The 19007-nt window shown below is 72.0% G+C and carries 17 protein-coding genes; 8 read left to right on the forward strand and 9 right to left on the reverse strand.

Annotation, left to right across the window (positions count from 1 at the left end; genetic code table 11):
• The first annotated feature begins 185 nt into the window (after positions 1-185).
• On the forward strand, positions 186-644 hold the full coding sequence (locus C3486_RS03810) for a hypothetical protein (RefSeq protein WP_146074948.1): 459 nt from the start codon (positions 186-188) through the stop codon (positions 642-644).
• Here C3486_RS03810 and arsB read toward each other — a convergent pair.
• Together arsB and C3486_RS03820 are read right to left on the reverse strand one after the other, a co-directional pair.
• A complete protein-coding gene (gene arsB / locus C3486_RS03815) occupies positions 583-1728 on the reverse strand; it encodes an ACR3 family arsenite efflux transporter (RefSeq protein WP_308461216.1) in 1146 nt (381 codons plus the stop codon). The genes C3486_RS03810 and arsB overlap by 62 nt on opposite strands.
• Positions 1725-2135, reverse strand: coding sequence for a helix-turn-helix transcriptional regulator (locus tag C3486_RS03820; protein ID WP_103831103.1), 411 nt, complete (start codon positions 2133-2135; stop codon positions 1725-1727). Before C3486_RS03820 ends, arsB begins: the two co-directional genes overlap by 4 nt.
• A gap of 79 nt (positions 2136-2214) precedes the next feature.
• On the opposite strand from C3486_RS03820, the gene C3486_RS03825 reads away from it, so the two are divergent.
• Entirely contained in the window at positions 2215-2637 is a 423-nt protein-coding gene (locus C3486_RS03825; protein WP_103831104.1) for an ArsI/CadI family heavy metal resistance metalloenzyme, read from the forward strand.
• A gap of 74 nt (positions 2638-2711) precedes the next feature.
• Here C3486_RS03825 and C3486_RS03830 read toward each other — a convergent pair whose 3' ends face one another.
• The 5 genes from C3486_RS03830 to C3486_RS03850 form a co-directional block, all read right to left on the reverse strand.
• Complete coding sequence (locus C3486_RS03830) at positions 2712-5465, reverse strand: bifunctional YncE family protein/alkaline phosphatase family protein (RefSeq protein ID WP_103831105.1); 2754 nt, start codon at positions 5463-5465, stop codon at positions 2712-2714.
• Positions 5466-5472: 7 nt separating this feature from the next.
• Entirely contained in the window at positions 5473-6837 is a 1365-nt protein-coding gene (locus C3486_RS03835) for an ABC transporter permease (protein ID WP_103831106.1), read from the reverse strand.
• The gene (locus C3486_RS03840; protein WP_103831107.1) at positions 6834-7775 is read right to left on the reverse strand and encodes an ABC transporter ATP-binding protein; all 942 of its coding nucleotides are present in this window, start codon (positions 7773-7775) and stop codon (positions 6834-6836) included. Before C3486_RS03840 ends, C3486_RS03835 begins: the two co-directional genes overlap by 4 nt.
• A gap of 205 nt (positions 7776-7980) precedes the next feature.
• On the reverse strand, positions 7981-8601 hold the full coding sequence (locus C3486_RS03845) for a LysE family translocator (protein WP_103831108.1): 621 nt from the start codon (positions 8599-8601) through the stop codon (positions 7981-7983).
• Between the two features lie 37 nt (positions 8602-8638).
• Entirely contained in the window at positions 8639-9772 is a 1134-nt protein-coding gene (locus C3486_RS03850; protein WP_103831109.1) for a diaminopropionate ammonia-lyase, read from the reverse strand.
• A 136-nt stretch (positions 9773-9908) separates the two neighbouring features.
• On the opposite strand from C3486_RS03850, the gene C3486_RS03855 reads away from it, so the two are divergent.
• The 4 genes from C3486_RS03855 (at position 9909) to folP (ending at position 13517) form a co-directional block, all read left to right on the forward strand.
• On the forward strand, positions 9909-10826 hold the full coding sequence (locus C3486_RS03855) for a LysR family transcriptional regulator (protein ID WP_103831110.1): 918 nt from the start codon (positions 9909-9911) through the stop codon (positions 10824-10826).
• 176 nt (positions 10827-11002) lie between these two features.
• A complete protein-coding gene (locus C3486_RS03860) occupies positions 11003-11362 on the forward strand; it encodes a bifunctional 3-phenylpropionate/cinnamic acid dioxygenase ferredoxin subunit (protein WP_103831111.1) in 360 nt (119 codons plus the stop codon).
• Positions 11359-12609, forward strand: a complete 1251-nt coding sequence (locus tag C3486_RS03865) for an NAD(P)/FAD-dependent oxidoreductase (RefSeq protein WP_103831112.1) — start codon at positions 11359-11361, stop codon at positions 12607-12609. Before C3486_RS03860 ends, C3486_RS03865 begins: the two co-directional genes overlap by 4 nt.
• On the forward strand, positions 12606-13517 hold the full coding sequence (folP, locus tag C3486_RS03870; RefSeq protein ID WP_258052574.1) for a dihydropteroate synthase: 912 nt from the start codon (positions 12606-12608) through the stop codon (positions 13515-13517). The genes C3486_RS03865 and folP overlap by 4 nt, the downstream gene beginning before the upstream one ends.
• Before the next feature lie 69 nt (positions 13518-13586).
• Here the strand turns inward: folP and C3486_RS03875 are convergent, their stop codons facing one another.
• Both C3486_RS03875 and purU read right to left on the reverse strand, forming a co-directional pair.
• Positions 13587-14378, reverse strand: coding sequence for an IclR family transcriptional regulator (locus C3486_RS03875; RefSeq protein ID WP_103831113.1), 792 nt, complete (start codon positions 14376-14378; stop codon positions 13587-13589).
• Between the two features lie 96 nt (positions 14379-14474).
• Positions 14475-15347 (reverse strand): formyltetrahydrofolate deformylase, encoded by an 873-nt coding sequence (purU, locus tag C3486_RS03880; RefSeq protein WP_103831114.1) that lies wholly within the window; start codon positions 15345-15347, stop codon positions 14475-14477.
• Between the two features lie 265 nt (positions 15348-15612).
• Here purU and C3486_RS03885 point away from each other — a divergent pair, with 265 nt between their 5' ends.
• Together C3486_RS03885 and C3486_RS03890 are read left to right on the forward strand one after the other, a co-directional pair.
• Positions 15613-18066: an FAD-dependent oxidoreductase gene (locus C3486_RS03885; protein ID WP_103831115.1), complete on the forward strand. Its 2454-nt coding sequence runs from the start codon at positions 15613-15615 to the stop codon at positions 18064-18066.
• Positions 18067-18101: 35 nt separating this feature from the next.
• Positions 18102-18968, forward strand: coding sequence for a bifunctional methylenetetrahydrofolate dehydrogenase/methenyltetrahydrofolate cyclohydrolase (locus C3486_RS03890; RefSeq protein WP_103831116.1), 867 nt, complete (start codon positions 18102-18104; stop codon positions 18966-18968).
• Positions 18969-19007: the final 39 nt, after the last annotated feature.

Here is a 19007-nt window from a genome sequence, read left to right on the forward strand (position 1 = left end):
GCTTCCCGCCCGGTTCGTCCTCGTCCCTTGGTGGAGAACGTACCGAGAGACCGCGGGTTTCCCGGGACGTCACGTACGGGGGCGGCGCACTTGTGGTGACGCGGGGCTCGCCGCTCCGCGCGGTGCCGTGCGGTGGCCCGGAACAGTGGGTAAGGTCGGGCCACACGAGCCCCGGGAGGGCGAGCATGACACTGCGCACGGTGTGGCGTCCGGCCGTTCTTGTGATTGCCGTGCTGCTGGCCGCGTGCGGCGAGCCCGCAGCGTCGGGTGCGACGCGCGGGCCCGCCTCGGCCGACGTGAGCCTCGCCGTGAGCGGCGGCATCGCCGGAGTCCAGTACGGCATCGACGTACGCCCCGACGGATCGGTCTCCGTCACCGACCGCACGGGCAGCCACGCGGCCCGCGACCTGTCGGCTGCCGAGGAGAAGAAGCTCGACTCGCTGCTGGCCGCCGTCGACTTCGCCGGCCTGCCGGCCCGTCAGATCGACGCGGGCTCCCGGGACCGCTTCGAGTACCGGCTGACGTACGGCAGCCACAGTCTGGTCACCGACCGCAGTACCGACCTGGGCCCGGCCGACAGGCTCATCGATCACCTGGAGAGCTGCCGGAAAGCGCGCCAGGAGCGACCGGTTCACCAGCCGTAGCGCGGTCCCCGGCGGAGGCGGCGGGGAAGTACCGGCGGGCCGCCAGGGCGACATGCACCAGGCCGATCAGCACGGGGACCTCGATGAGGGGTCCGACGACGCCGGCCAGGGCCTGGCCGGAGGCGGCGCCGAAGGTCGCGATGGCCACCGCGATGGCGAGTTCGAAGTTGTTGCCGGCGGCGGTGAAGGCCAGCGTCGTCGCCCGCGGGTAGCCGAGGCCGACGGCCCTGCCGAGGGCCATGGACCCGGCCCACATCACGGCGAAGTACACCAGCAGGGGCAGCGCGATCCGGGTCACGTCCCACGGCCGGGAGGTGATCGCGTCACCCTGGAGGGCGAAGAGCACGACGATGGTGAACAGCAGGCCGTAGAGCGCGAACGGGCCGATGCGCGGGACCAGCCTGTTCTCGTACCAGGTGCGGCCCCTGGCCCGCTCGCCTAGGCGGCGGGTGAGGAACCCGGCGGCCAGCGGGATGCCGAGGAAGACCAGCACACTGCGGGCGATCTCCCACACCGACACATCCAGACCGGTGGTCGCGAGGCCGAGCCACCCGGGGAGCACGGAGAGGTAGAACCAGCCCAGGGCGGAGAAGGCGAGCACCTGGAAGACGGAGTTGAGGGCGACGAGGACCGCGGCGGCCTCACGGTCGCCGCAGGCCAGGTCGTTCCAGATGATGACCATGGCGATGCAGCGGGCCAGCCCGACGATGATCAGGCCGGTCCGGTACTCCGGCAGGTCCGGCAGGAAGAGCCAGGCGAGCGCGAACATCACCGCGGGGCCGACCAGCCAGTTGATCACCAGGGAGGGGATCAGCAGGCGGCGGTCGCCGGTGACGGTGTCCAGGCGGTCGTAGCGGACCTTGGCGAGTACCGGATACATCATCACGAGCAGGCCGAGCGCGATCGGCAGCGAGACGCCGGTGACGGTGACCTTCGCGAGCGCGTCGCCCAGGCCCGGTACGAGGCGGCCGAGGCCCAGTCCCGCGGCCATCGCCAGCAGGATCCACACGGCCAGGAAGCGGTCGAGGAAGGAGAGGCGGGCGGCGACCGGGCCGGTGGCCGGGGGAGTGGTGCCGCCGGTCACGAGGCGGCCTCCGTGTGCGGTGCGGTGGGCTCGGGCAGGGGCTGTCCGGCAGGGCGGGCCAGGATGCCGGCGAGGCGGTCGGTCATCTCGGGCAGCAGCCAGTAGTACACCCACGTGCCCCGGCGCTCGCAGTCGATCAGACCGGCCTGCCGCAGCAGCTTGAGGTGGTGGGAGATGGTCGGCTGGGACAGGTCGAAGGCCGGGGTCAGATCGCAGACGCAGACCTCGCCGCCGGCCCGCGAGGCGATCATCGACAGCAGCCGCAGCCGTACCGGATCGCCCAGCGCCTTGAAGACCTTCGCCAGCTCGGTGGCCTGCGCCTCGTCCATCGGGGCCGTCAGCAGCCCCGGACAGCAGTCCTCGGCCGGGCCGGTCACCTCGACCACCTCGAGCTCTTGTTTCGACATGCTTCTATGTTGACGGACGCCTATCCAGCGCGCAAGCTTGCATCGAAAGATGTCGATCCAGCGAGATCAGGTGGGTGCCATGTCCCGTGTACAGCTTGCCCTCAACGTTGCCGACCTGGCGGCGTCCGTGGAGTTCTACTCCCGGCTCTTCGGCGTCGAGCCGGCCAAGCGCCGCCCCGGATACGCCAACTTCGCCCTCACCGAGCCGCCGCTGAAGCTGGTGCTGATCGAGGGCGAGGCGGGCCAGGAGACCCGGCTCGACCACCTCGGCGTCGAGGTCGCCACCACCGAAGAGGTCACCGCGGCCACCGCCCGCCTCGAGGAAGCGGGCCTGGCGACCTTCGAGGAGAACGACACCTCCTGCTGCTACGCGCTCCAGGACAAGGTCTGGGTCCACGGGCCCGGCAAGGAGCCCTGGGAGATCTACGTCGTCAAGGCCGACGCCGACCGGATGGGCAAGAGCGGCGCCCTGGCCGGCGACGCCTGCTGCACCGGAAGCTGAGCGCAAGCGGCCCGGACCGGGCGAGCCGGTCCGGGCCGCTGTGACGGCGGTGAGCGCTCAGGCCGCGCCGGTCCTCAGCCGTCGTTCTCCGCGGACGGGATGAAGGCGCCCGGCACGTCCTCCGGGGCGAACAGCTTCTTCTCGCCCGGGTACGGCTGCTTCCAGCCGTGCGTCTCGTACCAGGTGAGGTGGTTCATCTGGGCCGGGTTGGCGTAGTCCGGGATGGCGTGCGGGCCGGTCAGCCGCTGCTTGGACTTCCACTTCTCCCAGGCCGCCGCGAGGTCCCGCATGTCCGCCGGCACCTTCGCCGGCGCCACGGCCGCCGCCTTGGTGCTCTGCGGCGCCGGGTTGTCAGAACCGCAGGACGGCTGCTCCTTCAGACCGTCGGTCAGCGGTACGCGGTTGGGCCGCGCCGTGAAGGGAGTGGTGTCCGGCTTGCCGGTGAAGGCCGCGCTCATGGGCGTGGCCGCGCTGTCCTTCTGGTTCATCGGGTGGATCCCGAGGATCTGCTCGATGGTCCGGATCATCGTGATCTGGGTGTAGTAGTGGCTGTCCGTCCTGCCGTGCTGCGCCCAGGGGCTGATGATCTGGATCGGCGCCCGGTGCCCGTCGACGTGGTCGAGGCCGGCCTGCGAGTCGTCCTCGACGACGAAGATCGCCGAGTCCTTCCAGTACTTGCTGTGCGAGATCTTGTCGACCATCTTGCCGACCGCGAGGTCATTGTCCGCGACCTGCGCGGACGGGCTGGCGGGACCGCCGGTGTGGTCGTTGGAGAACCAGAACATGTTCAGGTTCGCCGGGCCGTTCTTCTCGAAGTCCTGCTTCCAGATCTGGTACTTGTACACGTCCGGGACGCTGAGGTCGAACATCGGGAAGCCCTGCACCGAGACGTCGTTCAGCGAGGGGATCGCCGAGCCCGTCTTGATCGGGTAGGCCGTGGGCTTCCCGGTCGCCTCCATGGTCCTGGCGTCGCAGTACAGGTTCTGCCAGGACGCGTCGGCCGGCTTCTGCTCCACCGACTGGAACTCACCGAAGTCCTTGACGGACTTGCCCGCCGCCTGCGCACCGGTCCACAGGAACCCCGACTTCTGGTGGCCGAGCGCGTCGTTCTCGGTGTCGTAGCTGCGCTGGTACTCACCGGCCGAGGACTCGGTGTACTCCGGGTTGTCGCTCTGCATGAGCCAGTTGTGGCCCTCGGCGGAGTTCGTGCCGATGTCGTAGGTGTTGTCGTACAGGCCGAACTGCTCGGCCATCGCGTGCTGGTTCGGCGTGACGTTCTCGCCGAACTGCGCCAGCTTCGGGTCGCCGTTGCCCTGCGGCATGTCGCCGAAGACCTGGTCGTAGGTCCGGTTCTCCTTGACGATCAGGAAGACGTGCTTGATCGTCGAGGGGTCGCCGAGCCGCTGCGGGACCGCGACCGGCTTCGCCGTGCCCTTGCCTGCGGCCTTCTTGACCGAGTCGGCCGTCCAGCCGTTCTGCTTGAACACCTTGGCCGTCCGGGACCTGATGACGCTGTCGTCGGGCAGGGTGAAGCGCTGCAGGCTGGAGGTGGTGTCATGGGTGCCGTGCCCACCGCTGGTGGTGGGCCGGCGGGCGTCGATGCCGCGGGTGTTGGAGACCAGCACCTGCTTGCCGACGGTGGCGATCTCCGCGGGGAAGTAGTCCGTGGGCAGCAGGCCGACGTAACTGACCGGCTCCTGCGGGCTCTTGTATTTGTAGACGGCGACCGCGTTGGCGCGGCCGAGCGTCACGAGCAGACGGCCGTCGTCGGTGAGCGTCACCGCGTTGGGCTCGTAGCCCACCGACGCCTCCGGCCACGGACGGGTGGCGATGGTCTGCACGACCTTGTCGGTGGCGGTGCTGATGACCGACACGTCGTTGGTGGCGGTGTTGGTGACGAACAGCGCGCCCTTCTTGGCGTACAGCGCGGTCGGGTGCAGGCCGACGTCGATGCTCCGGACGGCCGCTTCCGGCTTCGCCAGGTCGATGACGCTGACCGTGCCGGTGGTGGTGGCGCCCGTCTTCGGGTCGGCCGGCACCTGGGTGTTGTACGAGTTGATCGTGGTGTCGCCGGGCTTGGCCGGGCGGCCGCCCTCGTTGCTGACGTAGAGCTTGTCGCCGACCTTGACCATGTCGCGCGGGGCGTTGCCCACGTTCCAGGTGTGCGTGATGTCCCCGGTCGCCGCGTCGAGGGCGACCACCTTGTTCTGGCCGTTGACCGCGGCGTAGACGGTGGCGCCGTCGGCCGAGAACACCGGCTCGCCCACCAGCGCGTGCTTGGCGCCGTCCGCCGGGATCTTGATGAACTGCGGGTCCGAGACGCTGCCGTCCGGGTTCACGGTGAACTTGGTGTAGCCGTCGGTCTGGCCCAGCCACAGCTGCTTGCCGTCGGGCGAGTACGTGGGGCCTTCCTGGCCGACGGAGTTGCTGCTGATGCGCGGGCTGGAGGACGCGGAGGCGCTGACGAGCTGCTGTACCTTCCAGTTCTTGCGGTCGACGATGGCGAGCGCCGCGCCGCCGTCGGTCAGCGAGGCCGCGACATGGTCGCCGTCCGGGCTGACCGAGGACGACATGATCTTGCCGTTGTTGATGACGAGGCGGTCGCCGTACGGGGCGATGTGCTGGTCGCTGGAGATGACCTGGCCGTCGGCGGTCTGCTGGCCGACCTGCTGGGTGCCGAACTGGTGGGTCTGCGCGTAACCGATGCCGGCGGTGGCGGCGAGGACGACAGCGGTGGCGGTCGCCAGCGTGCTGCGGCGGCTGAGGCCTCTGCCGGCGATGCCGGAGCGGCCGGTGTCGTCGTTCCGACGGCGGCGTATGACCTGCATGGAGTTGTTATCCCTTCGAGGAGAGAAGTTCGACATTGCCGTCGAACTGCCACAGCGGGTTCGGCGCGTCGCCCTGCGGAGTCCGCACCAGGAAGTAGCCGTTGACTTCCTTCGGTCCATCGCCGTCGGCCATGAACCGCCCGTCCGGTGTCACATCGAGCTGGTAGACGGCCTGGCCCGCGGCGTCGACGCCGGGCAGGTGCCAGGAGACGACACAGCGCCAGTCGTTGCCGGGCCCCTCCGCCGCGACCCGGTCGCTGCCCTTGTTGCACGCCGCCGTGGCCTTCAGGCGGGCTTCGGTGACGTCGGGCCGGTGCAGCTGCGCGGTCTGCATGCGGTACAGGTGGGCGAAGGCCGTGGCGACCGAGCGCTGCACCTTCTCCTGCTCGATCCCGGAGCCGGTGGCCGTGGCCGTGGCCGACGCGCTGAGGACCGCCACCGTCAGGGCGGCCAGTCCGGCCGGCGGCAGGAAGCCGATGGTGACCGCGCGGCGCCCCGAGCCGTCGAAGCCGGGGTTCGTGAAGTCGCGCCGTACGAACAGCAGGTAGGCCAGCGCCGTCGCCAGCACGGCCCACACCAGGCTGACGACGATGCCGATCACCAGCGGGGCGAGCTGAGCCGGGCTCGTGAACAGGCCGTTCCAGGAGAGGAAGGCGTAGCTCGGCAGCGCGAGCCGTACGGCGACGGGCAGCGGCATCATCTGGGCGAGCTGCATCGCGAGGGCGACCAGCACGGGCAGCAGCAGCCCCATCGGGGAACGGCCCAGCGCCACCGAGCCGAGCAGCCCGATCCCGGCGAGGGCGAGGGTCGGCGCGAGGACGCAGGCCCAGGCCAGCAGGGTCCTGGCGGCGGCGTCCCCCGGCGTCAGCAGGTGGCCGTCCAGGCCGGCCAGCGGCTGGTTGCCGACCGCCACCACCCCGCCGACCGCGGCGGAACAGGCGAGCCCGACCACGAGCAGCAGCAGGACGGTGAGGCTGGCGAGCACCTTGGCGGCGAAGATCCGCCGGGGCGACCGGAACGCCACGAGCAGGTGGCGCCAGGTGCCGAGCCGGTCCTCGGAGGCGAACACATCACCCGCGACCACCGAGGTGATCAGCGGCAGTGCCCAGGTCCCGGCGAAGCCGAGCATCACCAGCGGGCCGGCCCACCCCGTCGCGTGCATCCAGCGGCCGAAGAGGGTGTCGACGGGGAGCGAACTCTGTTGGCTGACCGCCGCGACGAAGAGGGCCGGCGCGAGCCAGCAGGCCAGGAGCAGCAGCCGGATGCGCCACTGCGAGACCAGCTTGACCAGCTCGAAGCGGTAGCCGCGTACCACCGAGGCGCGGCGGGCACCGGCGACGGCGGCCGGCGCGGGGGCGAGGGTCGCGGTCATCGGGCGGCCTCCTGGTTCTCGGTGAGGGCGAGGAACGCGGCCTCCAGCGGCGACACCACGGGGGCGAGTTCGCGCAGTGCGATGCCTCCCTGCACGAGTCGCACCACCAGTTCGTCGAGGGCGGGGGTCAGCGCACGCACGACGAGCGCGTCGCTGTCGTGCCGTGCCCCGGAGCCGTCGAGGACACGGATACCGGCCGTGCCGGCGGCCAGTCGGCGGGCCGTTTCCGGGTCGGAGGTGAGCAGCCGGTAGTCGAGTTCGGCGTTCTCGGCGGCCAGCTTGGCCAGCGGCCCGGAGAAGACGACCCGCCCGGCGGCGAGGATGGTGACCTCGGAGCAGAGCGCTTCGAGGTCGTCCATGCGGTGGCTGGAGAGCACGACACCGGTGCCGTCCGCCGCGAGCCGGTCGAGGACTCCGTGTACGTGTTTCTTACCCGCCGGATCGAGTCCGTTGGCCGGTTCGTCGAGGACGAGCAGCCGGGGTTTGGTGAGCAGGGCCGCGGCCAGTCCGAGCCGCTGACGCATGCCGAGGGAGAAGCCGCGGGTCCGTTCGTCGGCGACCGCGGTGAGTCCGACCTGCGCGAGCGCGTCGTCGACGGCGGTGGTCCTGGCGTTGTCACCGCGGAGGGCTGCGAGCGCGGCGAGGTTCTGCCGGGCGGTGAGCGAGGGGTAGAGACCGGGGCCGTCCACGAAGCCCGCGACACCGTCGGGTGCGTCGAGCGCCCGCCCGACCGGTGTTCCGAGGATGTCGAGGCTGCCGCTGTCGGCGACGGCCAGCCCGAGGAGCAGGCCGAGCAGGGTGGTCTTGCCGGCGCCGTTCGGTCCGGCCAGGCCGTGTATCCGCCCCTGCGGCACGTCCAGGTCGACGCCGTCGAGTGCGACGACGTCACCGAAACACTTGGTGATCCGGCGCGCGCGGACTGCGGGGAGTGCGTCCATGAGTCCCTTCTTTCGAAAGCCTCATGGACCTTAGGTGCAGTACCCAACGATGTTCAGGGTCAGCCAGTTGAACGTTCCCGGAACGGCTGACGACCTGTACGCACCACGACGAAGCCCCCACCGGAGCCGCGGGAAAGCGGGTGCCGGTGAGGGGCCGTCAGAGGATCGCGTGCAGGCCGGGCCGGGTCCGGCGATGGATCGCGGGTCAGCCGGCTGCGGTCGCGACCACGACACCGAAGCCGATCAGTACGACGCCCGTGATCCGGCCGAGGGCGCGGCGGACCCGTGGCTTCTCGAGCACCGGCCCGGCCTTGGCCAGCAGCAGGACGTAGCCGCTCAGCCAGGCGAGGGTCAGGACGATGTGCAGGAGCACGAGGAGCGCCATGGCCCGCACGGGCCGCATGCCGGCCGGGGCCAGGGTGGGCAGCAGCCCGGTGTAGAAGACGGCGATCTTCGGGTTCAGTACGTTGCTGACCAGCCCGGTCCGCCAGGGGTTCCCCGTGGCCGCACCGGGGTCGGTACGTGCCGTCGGGGAGACGGCACGGCGGTTCTGCCACAACGCCTGCGCCCCCAGGAACACCAGGTAGCCGGCGCCCAGCAGCTTCAGGACCAGGTACGCGACGGGCGAGGCGGCCAGCGCGGCCGCGAGTCCCGCCACGGTCAGCACGCCCCAGACCAGCAGCCCGGCCGCGATGCCGCCCGCGGTCCGCAACGCGTCCGGGGTTCCGGCCGCGACGGCGCGCCGGGTCACCACGGCCATGTCCGGCCCGGGAACGATGGTCAGCAGGCCCAGCACGCCGAGCGCGGCCAGGAAGTGGGTCAGCATCTGCGGCCCTCCTTCGGGTGCGGAGAGGAATCGGGGTTCAGGGGGCGGTGGGGGAGTGCGGGTTGGCCGCGGGTCCCTCGGTGCTCAGCAGTACGAGCACCGAGGACGGGCCGAGCCCCAGCGCCGCGCGGCGGTCGTCGGAACCGGCGCCGGTGAGTACGGCCCGGACGCCGGCCAGCGCGGCGGCGCCGCAGGGCCCCGAGGAGACGCCGAGTGCGGCGCTGTCCCGCGCCGCGCGGGCGCTCTCGGCGTCGGTGACGGCGACGGCGGCGTCCAGCCCGCCGTCCAGGTACGGCCAGGCGAGGCTGGAGGGGGTGCCGCAGTTCAGCCCGGCCATGGTGGTGTCGCCGGTGGTGACACCGACCGGTTCGCCGAGGGCGAGGCTCTCCAGCACGCAGGCCGCCGCCTCCGGTTCCACCGCCAGCAGCGCCGGGGCCGGTCCGGACGGGCGGCTGCGGTAGTGGGTGACCACCGCCTGCGCCAGCGATCCCACACCCACCGGCACCGCGACCAGGTCGGGGCCCGCGACACCGCCGTCGGCCAGCTGCTCGTCGATCTCGGCGCAGAGCGTGGAGTAGCCCTCGACGATCCAGCCCGGGACCTGCTCGTAACCCGGCCAGGCGGTGTCCTGCACCAGGACCGCGTCGGGCCCTGCCGCCGCCTCGGCCGCCAGGCGCACGGCCTCGTCGTACGGGCCGGGGACCTCGGTGACCGTGGCCTCCTCGGCGGCGATGGCCGCCACGGCCTGCGGATGCACCCCCTGCGGTACGAAGACGTGGGCGCGCTGTCCGCGCAGGCGTGCCGTGCGGGCCACCGCCCGGCCGTGGTTCCCGTCGGTGGCGGTCACCAGGGTGACCGGGCCCGGTCTCGCGCCGTTCGCCGCGCGCTCGGCGAGGACGCGGTGGACCGCCCAGGCAGCGCCGAGCGCCTTGAAGGCGGGCAGCCCCAGCCGGTGCGACTCGTCCTTGACGAAGACCCGGCCGACGCTCAACTCACGAGCCAGACCCGGGAGTTCGGTGAGCGGGGTGGGGGAGTAGTCCGGCAGCGAGGCGTGGAACTCGCGCACCGCGGCGGGTGCGGGCGCGCATCGCCAGCGCCGGGCGCCGGGCCGGACGGTCCACGGCAGCGTACGGAGGGACGGGGCGTGGAGGGCTGAGACGTTTTCGGTCATCTGATCAGGTTCAGTCACCTGATCAGGGTCGGGCACCTGCCACGATCGGTCCAGCGGAAGTTTCCGACCTATACTCATCGGAAAACCCGATCGTTCGTACTGGCGGCGGGGAGCCGGCGAGGAAAGCGGTCCGCCGATGTTCGACCTGCACCGACTGCGCCTGCTGCGCGAGCTCAAGCACCGCGGCACGCTCGCGGCCGTCGCCGCCGCCCTGTCCTACGCGCCCTCCTCCGTCTCCCAGCAGCTCTCCCAGCTGGAGGCCGAGGTCGGGGTGCCCCTGCTGGAACCGGTCGGCCGACGCGTACGGCTGACCGAGCAGGCCGAGATCCTGGTCGCGCACACCGAAGCGGTACTGGAGCGGCTGGAGCGCGCGGAGGCGGACATCGCCACCTCCCTGACCGACCTGACCGGCACCCTGCGCATCGCCTCGTTCCAGACGGCCGCGCTCACCCTCGTACCGGCCGCGCTCGACCTGCTCCGCGACAGCCATCCGCAGCTGCGCGTGCACGTCACGCACCAGGAGCCGGAACGGGCCCTGCCCGCGCTGCAGGCCCGCGACTTCGACCTGGTCCTCGCCGAGGAGTACCCCGGGAACACCGGCCCGCGCCCCGCCGAACTGGAGCAGGAGGACCTGCTCGACGACCCCCTCCATCTCGCCCTGCCCGAGGGGGCCGACGTCCAGGGGGCCGACGGTCCGACGGCGGCGCTCCGCGCGCTCGCCGCCCACCCCTGGGTCATGGAACCCGAAGGCACCACCGCCCGGCACTGGGCCATGACCCTCTGCCGTGACGCGGGCTTCGACCCCGACGTGCGGTTCGAGACCACCGACCTGCTGCTCCACCTCCGCCTCGTCCAGCAGGGCCACGCCGCGGCGCTGCTCCCCGGCCTTCTCTGGGAGGGCCGCCCGCCGACCGTCGCCCTGCGGCAGCTCCCGCGCGGCCGGCGCACCCGCCGCGTCTTCACCGTCGTACGCCGCGGCGCCAGTGGGCACCCCGCCGTCCTGGCCTGCCGGCAGGCGCTCCGCCGGGCCGCGGGGACGCTCGACGCCCGTTAGCGGGCGGGTCCGTCCCGGGCTTCCACAGTGATGCGCAGGGTGATTTTTGTTGCGCATCACGCAACGCAAAATGTCCCGATCTTCGTTCTCCCGGATTCCTTGACACGGGTTCGGGGCGGCTCCAGACTCGTTGCGTAGAGCGCCATGTGTTTCTGTATACGCAACGAGGTGGCCATATGATTCCCGCGTGTCGTCTCTCCGACATCCCGCGAGGCGAGTCCTACCGGCTCGAGACCGTCCCGCCCGTCGCGGTGTTCCACACCGAGGACGGCGAGCTCTACGCCATCGACGACACGTGCACCCATCAGGACGCCTCGCTGTCCGACGGCTGGCTGGAGGGGCGCGAGGTCGAATGCCCGCTGCACGCCTCGAAGTTCGACCTGCGCACCGGCGCAGCTGACGCCCCGCCGGCCAAGCGGCCCGTACGGACGCACCAGGTGCTCGTCGAGGACGACATGGTCTGGGTGGCGCTGTCCGAAGCGCCGCCGAACCTGCCGCCCTGCGTCGCCGCTCGCCTGGCCGGAGGTGTCGCGTGAAGACCGTGGCCGTCGTCGGCGCCTCGCTCGCCGGCCTCTCCGCCGCTCGCGCCCTGCGCGACCAGGGCTACGACGGGCGCCTCGTCCTCATCGGCGAGGAGCGGCACCGCCCTTATGACAGACCGCCGTTGTCCAAGGAGTTCCTGACCGGCAAGGCCGACGAGGCCGACCTCGCGCTCGAAACGGACGACGAGGACCTCGCGGCCGAGTGGGTGCTCGGGACGCGGGCCGCCGGGCTGGACACCCGGGAACGCGCGGTACGGCTCGCCGACGGCGGGGCCGTGCGCGCGGACGGCGTGGTGATCGCCACCGGAGCCGCGGCGCGCACCCTGCCCGGCAGTGAGGGCCTGGCCGGCGTGCACGTTTTGCGCACCCTCGACGACGCCCGTGCGCTGCGGGACGAGCTGGCGCACGGCGGCCGGCTGGTCGTCATCGGCGGCGGCTTCGTCGGCGCCGAAGTGGCCTCGACCGCCGCCGTCATGGGCCTGGACGTGACGTTCGTCGTCGCCGGGCCCACGCCGCTCGCCGGTCCGCTCGGGCCGGAGATGGCGGCAGCGGTCTCCGCGCTGCACGGCGACCACGGGGTGCGCCTGCTGTGCGGCACCGGCGTACGAGGGGTGACCGCCACCGCGGACTCCCCGGCCGTGGTCCCCCTCGGGCTGCGGGGCGGGGAGGCGCCCGCCGGAGCGGGCGCGCGGAGCCGGGTGGACGCGGTCCTGCTCGACGACGGCCGCAGCATCCCGGCCGACATCGTCGTCACGGGCATCGGCGCCACCCCCTGCACCGACTGGCTGGAGGGCTCGGGCGTCGCGCTCGACAACGGGGGCGTGCGCTGCGGGGCCGACGGCATCACCAGCATTCCGGGCGTCGTCGCGGTCGGTGACTGCGCGGCCTGGTACGACGAGGGCTTCGCCGCACACCGCCGGATCGAGCACTGGACCGGCGCCAACGAGCGCCCGGCGACGGCCGTGGCAGCCCTGCTCTCCGGTGGCACCGCGCCGTTGGGTGCGCCGCGCCCGCCGTACTTCTGGTCCGACCAGTACGGGGTGCGGATCCAGTTCGCGGGGCACGCCGCCCTGGCCGACAGCGTGACCGTCGAGGACGGCGACCCGGCCGACCGCGGCTTCCTCGCTGTCTACCGCCGCGCCGGGGAGCCGGTCGCCGTACTGGGCATGGCCCGCACCAAGCAGTTCACCCGCTGGCGCCGGCAGCTCGCCACCACGGCGGCACGGGGCGGCACCGCATGAGCACCGCGATCCGGCCGAGCCGGGGCGCCCCCGCGCTGCACCCGCGCGGGCTGCCCCGGCTCGCGCGGGCCCTGGTCATGGGCATCGTGAACGTCACGCCCGACTCCTTCTCCGACGGCGGGCGGTGGTACGACCCGGAGCGGGCCGTCGCGCACGGCCTTTCGCTGTGGGAGGAGGGCGCGGACATCCTGGACGTGGGCGGCGAGTCGACCCGCCCCGGTGCCGTGCGGCCCTCGGCAGAGGAGGAGCTGCGGCGCGTGCTGCCGGTCGTCCGCGAGCTGGCAGCGGCGGGCGCGACCGTCAGTGTCGACACCATGCGGGCCGAGGTGGCCGCCCGTGCCGTCGAGGCCGGCGCACGGCTGGTCAACGACGTCTCGGGCGGCCTCGCCGACCCCGGGATGCTGCCGCTGATGGCGGGCGCCGGGGTGCCGTACGTGGTCATGCACTGGCGCGGGCACTCCGCCGGCATGCGGGCACGGGCCGTCTACGACGACGTGGTCACCGAGGTGGTCGACGAGCTGCGGCTGCGGATCGAAGCGGCGCTGCACGCCGGTGTCCCGGCGGACTGCCTGGTCCTCGACCCGGGGCTCGGCTTCGCCAAACTCCCCGAGCACAACTGGCAGTTGCTGGGCCGCCTGCCGGAGGTCACCGCGCTCGGCCATCCGGTGCTCGTGGGCGCGGCCCGCAAGTCCTTCCTCGGGGAGTTGCTGACGGACCCGGTGACCGGCCGGCCCCGCCCGGCTCACCTGCGGGACGCGGCCACCTCGGCGGTGTCCGTCCTGGCCGCCGCGCAGGACGCCTGGTGCGTCCGCGTGCACGACGTCGCCTCGACCGTCGACGCCGTACGCGTGACCGCGCGCTGGGGTCTGGAAACGCCGGCGGGGACGCCGCAGACGTACCCGCTGTGAGGGCCGTGCGTACTCCGCCACCGCCGCACGGCCGCCGGCGGCGGCTCGGGTCCCGTGCGATGCGGCCCGTCAGCCCGGGTAGCCGAGGCGGCGGCTGAGCTCCGCGGCGCCCTCGACCAGGGACGGTGCGAGTTCGTGCATGCGCTCCTCGGTGAAGCGGAAGGCCGGGCCGGAGGCGGTCAGCGCCGCGACGGTCTCGCCGTCGCGCGAGCGGACGGGCGCGGCCATGGCGTTCAGCCCCTCCTCGTACTCCTCCACCGTCGTGGCGTAACCCCGCTCGCGCGCCTCGGCCAGCGCGGCCGCCAGCTTCTTCTTGGTCGTCAGCGTGCGGGGCGTCATGCGGGCCAGCCGGACCCCGGCGAGCAGCTCCGTCCGGCGCTCGGGGGAGAGGTGCGCCAGCAGGATCTTCCCGCTCGACGTGGAGTGCAGCGGCGTCAGCCGGCCGATCCAGTTCTGTGCGGCGATGGCGGACGGGCCGCGTACCTGGGCGAGGTTGATGACGTAGTGGGATTCGAGCACCGCGAGGTTCATCGTCTCGCCCAGCTCCTTGGCGAGGCGCTCGCAGATCTCCTGGCCGTGCCGGGTGATGTCGATGCGGGCCGTCACCGCGCCGGCCAGCCGCACGATGCCGAAGCCGAGCCGGTACTTCCCGCGCTCGCTCTCCTGCTCCACCATGCCGCGCGCTTCGAGGGCGCCGAGCAGCCGGAAGGCGGTGGACTTGTGGACGCCGAGCGACGCCGCCACCTCGCTCACGCCCGCCTCTCCGTGCTGGGCCAGGAACTCCAGCACGGAGACGGCTCGGTCGACGGACTGCACGCCGCCGCCGGGGGCGCCGGCGGCCTCGGTGCTGTGGTTGCTCATGGCCGCATCCTAGGGGCAGCGAGCACCGGAAACGCCGACCGGCGGGGCGTGCGGCCGGCTGCCCCGCGCGGGCCGCACAGCAGGCGGCGGGGGCGGTCAGCGCAGGACGACCGTGCGGTTGCCGTTCACCATGATCCGGCTCTCGCTGTGCCACTCCACCGCCCGCGCGAGGACCTGCGCCTCGACGTCGCGGCCGAGGGTGACCAGCGCGTCGGGGCCCTGCGAGTGGTCCACGCGTACCACGTCCTGCTCGATGATCGGGCCCTCGTCCAGGTCCGGGGTGACGTAGTGCGCGGTGGCACCGACGAGCTTGACGCCGCGCTCGTGCGCCTGCGCGTACGGCCGTGCGCCCTTGAAGCTCGGCAGGAACGAGTGATGGATGTTGATCGCCCGGCCTTCGAGCTGCTTGCACAGGTCGTTGGAGAGGATCTGCATGTAGCGGGCGAGGACGACCAGGTCGATGTTCAGCTCGTCGACGAGCTCCAGCAGCCGGGCCTCCGCCTCGGGCTTCGTGTCCCGCGTCACGGGGATGTGGTGGAACGGAATCCCGTGGCTCTCCGCGAGCGCCTCGAACTCCCGGTGGTTGGAGACGATCGCCGGGATCTCGATGTTGAGGCTGCCGGTGCTCTTGCGGAAGAGCAGGTCGTTCAGGCAGTGGCCGAACTTCGACACCATGATCAGCGTTCGGGTGGGCGTCGCGGCGTCGTACAGGTTCCAGGTGATCCGGTACGCCTCCGCCACGGGCGCGAACCCGGAGCGCAGGTCGTCGAGCGTGATGGCCGGGTCCGAGACGTCGAAGCGCATGCGCAGGAAGAAGTGGCCCTGCTGCCGGTCGTCGAACTGCTGGCTCTCCTGGATGTTCCCGGAGTGCTGGACGACGAAGCCGGTGACGGCGTGGACGAGGCCGGAGCGGTCGGGGCACGAAACGGTGAGGACGAACTCGCGATCGAGCTGCGGGCGAACGGACACTGAGGCCTCCAGGTGAGTGCGCATTACGCAACAGCATGTTCGATACGCAACATGGTCCGGACGGGACGCCTCGCGGTCAAGCCCTTCTTTCCACCTTGCTCACCAGGGAGTTGGGGCATCGGTGCGTCACTCGGGCGCGTCACCCGCCGCACCGCCGATCCGCCGGGATCACCTCTTGACACCCGTCTGGGTGGACTGCACTGTGTGTTGCGCAACCCGATGCGCGTTGCGCATAAGGCAACTTCTGAATTGGAGGGTGGTGGCGATGGCGGGACCGCGAGTGGTCATCATCGGTGCGGGTGTCGTGGGGGCGGCGCTGGCCGATGAGCTGTCCGTCCGGGGCTGGACCGAGGTGACGGTGGTCGACCAGGGGCCGCTGCCGGCCACCGGCGGATCGTCGTCGCACGCCCCGGGCCTGGTCTTCCAGACGAACTCCTCGAAGGCCCTGGCGGAGATGGCCCGCTACACGGTCGAGAAGTTCAGCTCCCTGGAGGTCGCGGGGGAGCCGTGCTTCCTCCAGGTGGGCGGCCTGGAGATCGCCACGTCACCGGAGCGGCTGGCGGAGCTGCAGCGCCGGCACGGCTGGGTGACCTCGTGGGGAATCGAAGCCCGGATGCTCGGCCCGGAGGAATGCGTCCAGCTGCACCCGCTGGTCAACCCCGACCGGGTACTGGGCGGCATGCTCATCCCCACCGACGGCCTGGCCAAAGCCGTGCTCGCCGTCGAGGCGCAGATCACCGCGGCCCAGGGCCGCGGAGTGCGCTTCCTCGGCCACCACGAGGTGCTGGACGTCCGCACCGAGGACGACGGCGCCGACGGCGAACGCGTGACCTCGGTCGTCACCGACCAGGGCGAGATCCCCGCCGACATCGTGGTGTGCTGCGCCGGCATCTGGGGCCCGAGGGTCGCCCGCATGGTCGGCATGAACCTCCCCCTCACCCCCGTCGCCCACCAGCTCGCCTGGACCGGACCGGTACCGGCGCTGGCGGGCCAGGACGAGGAGGCCGTGCGCCCGATCCTGCGCCACCAGGACGCCGACCTCTACTACCGGGACCGCTTCGACCGCCTCGGCATCGGCTACTACGGGCACCGCGCCATGCCCGTGTCGGCCGACGACATCCTCGCGGTGGACGAGGCCGAGGAGATGCCGTCCGTCCTGCGCTTCACCCCCGACGACTTCGCCGACGCCTGGACCGAGACGCAGTCGCTGCTCCCGGCGACGCGGGAGGCCAAGGTCGAGGAAGGCATCAACGGCCTCTTCTCCTTCACCGCCGACGGCATGCCGCTGCTGGGCGAATCGCCGCAGGTGAAGGGTTTCTGGGTGGCGGAAGCCGTGTGGGTGACGCACTCCGCCGGCGTCGGCCGCGCCGTCGCCGAATGGCTCGTCGACGGCCACTGCTCCTCGTTCGACCTGCACGAGTGCGACGTCAACCGCTTCGAGCCGCACCAGCTGGCCCCCGAGTACGTGCTCGCGCGGGACTGCCAGGCCTTCGACGAGGTCTACGACATCCTCCACCCCCTCCAGCCGGCCGGTGCGCCACGACCCCTGCGCACCAGCCCCTTCCACCCCCGCCAGCAGGAGCTCGGCGCGTACTTCCTGGAAGCATCGGGCTTTGAGCGGCCCCAGTGGTACGAGGCCAACGAGTCCCTGCTGGCGGGGCGGGAGATCCCCACGCCCAACGACTGGGCGGCCCGCTACTGGTCGCCGATCGTGGGTGCCGAGGCCCAGGCGACCCGCGAGGGCGTCGCGATGTACGACATGACCGCGCTCAAGCGGCTGGAGGTCACAGGGCGCGGCGCCGCCACCTTCCTGCAGTACCTGACCACCGGAAACATCGACAAATCGGTGGGCTCGGTCACGTACACCCTGCTGCTGGACGTGGACGGCGGCATCCGCAGCGACGTCACCATCGCCCGGCTCGGCAAGAACCGCTTCCAGGTCGGCGCCAACGGCAACCTGGACCTGGACTGGCTCATCCGGCACCTGCCCGACGACGGCTCGGTGGCAGTGCGCGACATCACCGCCGGCACCTGCTGCATCGGCCTGTGGGGCCCGAAGGCCAGGGACGTCCTCCAGCCGCTGGCCGACCAGGACTTCTCCAACGACGGCCTGCGCTTCTTCCGCGCGAAGCAGGCACACATCGGCGCCGTCCCCGTCACCGCGATGCGCCTGTCCTACGTCGGCGAACTGGGCTGGGAGCTGTACACCACCGCCGACATGGGCCTCAAGCTCTGGGACACGCTCTGGGAGGCGGCACGGCCGTACGGCGGCATCGCGGCCGGCCGGGGCGCGTTCAACAGCCTCCGGCTGGAGAAGGGCTACCGGTCCTTCGGCACCGACATGACCTACGAGCACGACCCGTACGAGGCCGGCGTCGGCTTCGCGGTCCGGATGGACAAGGGCGACTTCCTCGGCCGCGAAGCGCTGCAGCGCCGCGCCGAGAACGTACGACGCCGGCTGACCTGCCTGACCATCGACGATCCCAGCGCGGTGGTCATGGGCAAGGAGCCGGTCTTCGAGGGGGACTGCACCGTCGGCTACGTCACCAGCGCCGCCTACGGATACACGATCGGCAAGGGCATCGCCTACGCGTGGCTCCCCGCCGAACTGGCCACCCCCGGCCGCACCCTGCACATCGGCTACTTCGATCAGAGCATCCCGGCGGTCGTCACCGAAGAGCCGCTGTTCGACCCGAAGATGCAGCGCCTCCGCGGCTAGGGCAGCGCCCCCGCGGCCAGGAATAGGGAGAAGACATGAGCGCGAACATCCTCGACGGCCGACGCACCGCGGCCGCCCTCCGCGCCGAACTCGCCGAGCGCGTCGCCACGTTGGCCGAGCACGGCGTCGTCCCCGGCCTCGGCACCGTACTGGTCGGCGACGACCCCGGCAGCCACGCCTACGTCGGCGGCAAGCACCGCGACTGCGCACAGGTCGGCATCGCCTCGATCCGGCGCGAACTGCCGGCCGACGCGACGCAGGAGCAGGTCGAGCAGGTCATCGACGAGCTGAACGCCGACCCCGCGTGCACCGGCTACATCGTCCAGCTGCCCCTCCCGCGCGGCCTCGACGCCAACGCGGTACTGGAGCGGATGGACCCCGCGAAGGACGCCGACGGGCTGCACCCCGTCAACCTGGGCCGCCTGGTCCTCGGCGTCGACGGCCCGCTGCCCTGCACCCCGCGCGGCATCGTCGAACTGCTGCGCCGCCACGACGTGCCGCTCGCCGGCGCCCGGGTCTGCGTGATCGGCCGCGGCGTCACGGTCGGCCGGCCCATCGGCCTGCTGCTCACCCGCAGGTCCGAGAACGCCACCGTGACGCTGTGCCACACCGGTACGAAGGGCCTGCCCTGGCACGTCCGCGAGGCGGACATCGTCGTCGCGGCCGCCGGCTCGGCCGGGCTCATCACGCCCGACATGGTCCGGCCGGGCGCCGCCGTCCTGGACGTCGGCATCACCCGCACGGAAGAGGGCCTGCTCGGCGACGTGCACCCGGACGTCGCAGGCGTCGCCGGGTGGGTGGCCCCGATGCCCGGCGGCGTCGGTCCCATGACGCGCGCGATGCTCCTCGCCAACGTCGTCGAGGCGGCCGAACGCGCCGCCGGCCTGCACGCCGCTGCGTGAAAGCACCTCCCCTTCCTTTCTGTCCGAGGCACTTCTCTT

It is taken from the genome of Streptomyces sp. Ru73 (assembly GCF_002920575.1).
Lineage (GTDB): Bacteria > Actinomycetota > Actinomycetes > Streptomycetales > Streptomycetaceae > Streptomyces.

What these genes read in the sequence shown, in the direction of transcription:
- C3486_RS03810 (WP_146074948.1), top strand. Translation starts at nt 186, where the DNA reads ATGACACTGCGCACGGTGTGGCGTCCGGCCGTTCTTGTGATTGCCGTG.
- C3486_RS03820 (WP_103831103.1), bottom strand. Translation starts at nt 2,135, where the DNA reads ATGTCGAAACAAGAGCTCGAGGTGGTCGAGGTGACCGGCCCGGCCGAG.
- C3486_RS03825 (WP_103831104.1), top strand. Translation starts at nt 2,215, where the DNA reads ATGTCCCGTGTACAGCTTGCCCTCAACGTTGCCGACCTGGCGGCGTCC.
- C3486_RS03830 (WP_103831105.1), bottom strand. Translation starts at nt 5,465, where the DNA reads ATGCAGGTCATACGCCGCCGTCGGAACGACGACACCGGCCGCTCCGGC.
- C3486_RS03835 (WP_103831106.1), bottom strand. Translation starts at nt 6,837, where the DNA reads ATGACCGCGACCCTCGCCCCCGCGCCGGCCGCCGTCGCCGGTGCCCGC.
- C3486_RS03840 (WP_103831107.1), bottom strand. Translation starts at nt 7,775, where the DNA reads ATGGACGCACTCCCCGCAGTCCGCGCGCGCCGGATCACCAAGTGTTTC.
- C3486_RS03845 (WP_103831108.1), bottom strand. Translation starts at nt 8,601, where the DNA reads ATGCTGACCCACTTCCTGGCCGCGCTCGGCGTGCTGGGCCTGCTGACC.
- C3486_RS03850 (WP_103831109.1), bottom strand. Translation starts at nt 9,772, where the DNA reads ATGACCGAAAACGTCTCAGCCCTCCACGCCCCGTCCCTCCGTACGCTG.
- C3486_RS03855 (WP_103831110.1), top strand. Translation starts at nt 9,909, where the DNA reads ATGTTCGACCTGCACCGACTGCGCCTGCTGCGCGAGCTCAAGCACCGC.
- C3486_RS03860 (WP_103831111.1), top strand. Translation starts at nt 11,003, where the DNA reads ATGATTCCCGCGTGTCGTCTCTCCGACATCCCGCGAGGCGAGTCCTAC.
- folP (WP_258052574.1), top strand. Translation starts at nt 12,606, where the DNA reads ATGAGCACCGCGATCCGGCCGAGCCGGGGCGCCCCCGCGCTGCACCCG.
- C3486_RS03875 (WP_103831113.1), bottom strand. Translation starts at nt 14,378, where the DNA reads ATGAGCAACCACAGCACCGAGGCCGCCGGCGCCCCCGGCGGCGGCGTG.
- C3486_RS03885 (WP_103831115.1), top strand. Translation starts at nt 15,613, where the DNA reads ATGGCGGGACCGCGAGTGGTCATCATCGGTGCGGGTGTCGTGGGGGCG.
- C3486_RS03890 (WP_103831116.1), top strand. Translation starts at nt 18,102, where the DNA reads ATGAGCGCGAACATCCTCGACGGCCGACGCACCGCGGCCGCCCTCCGC.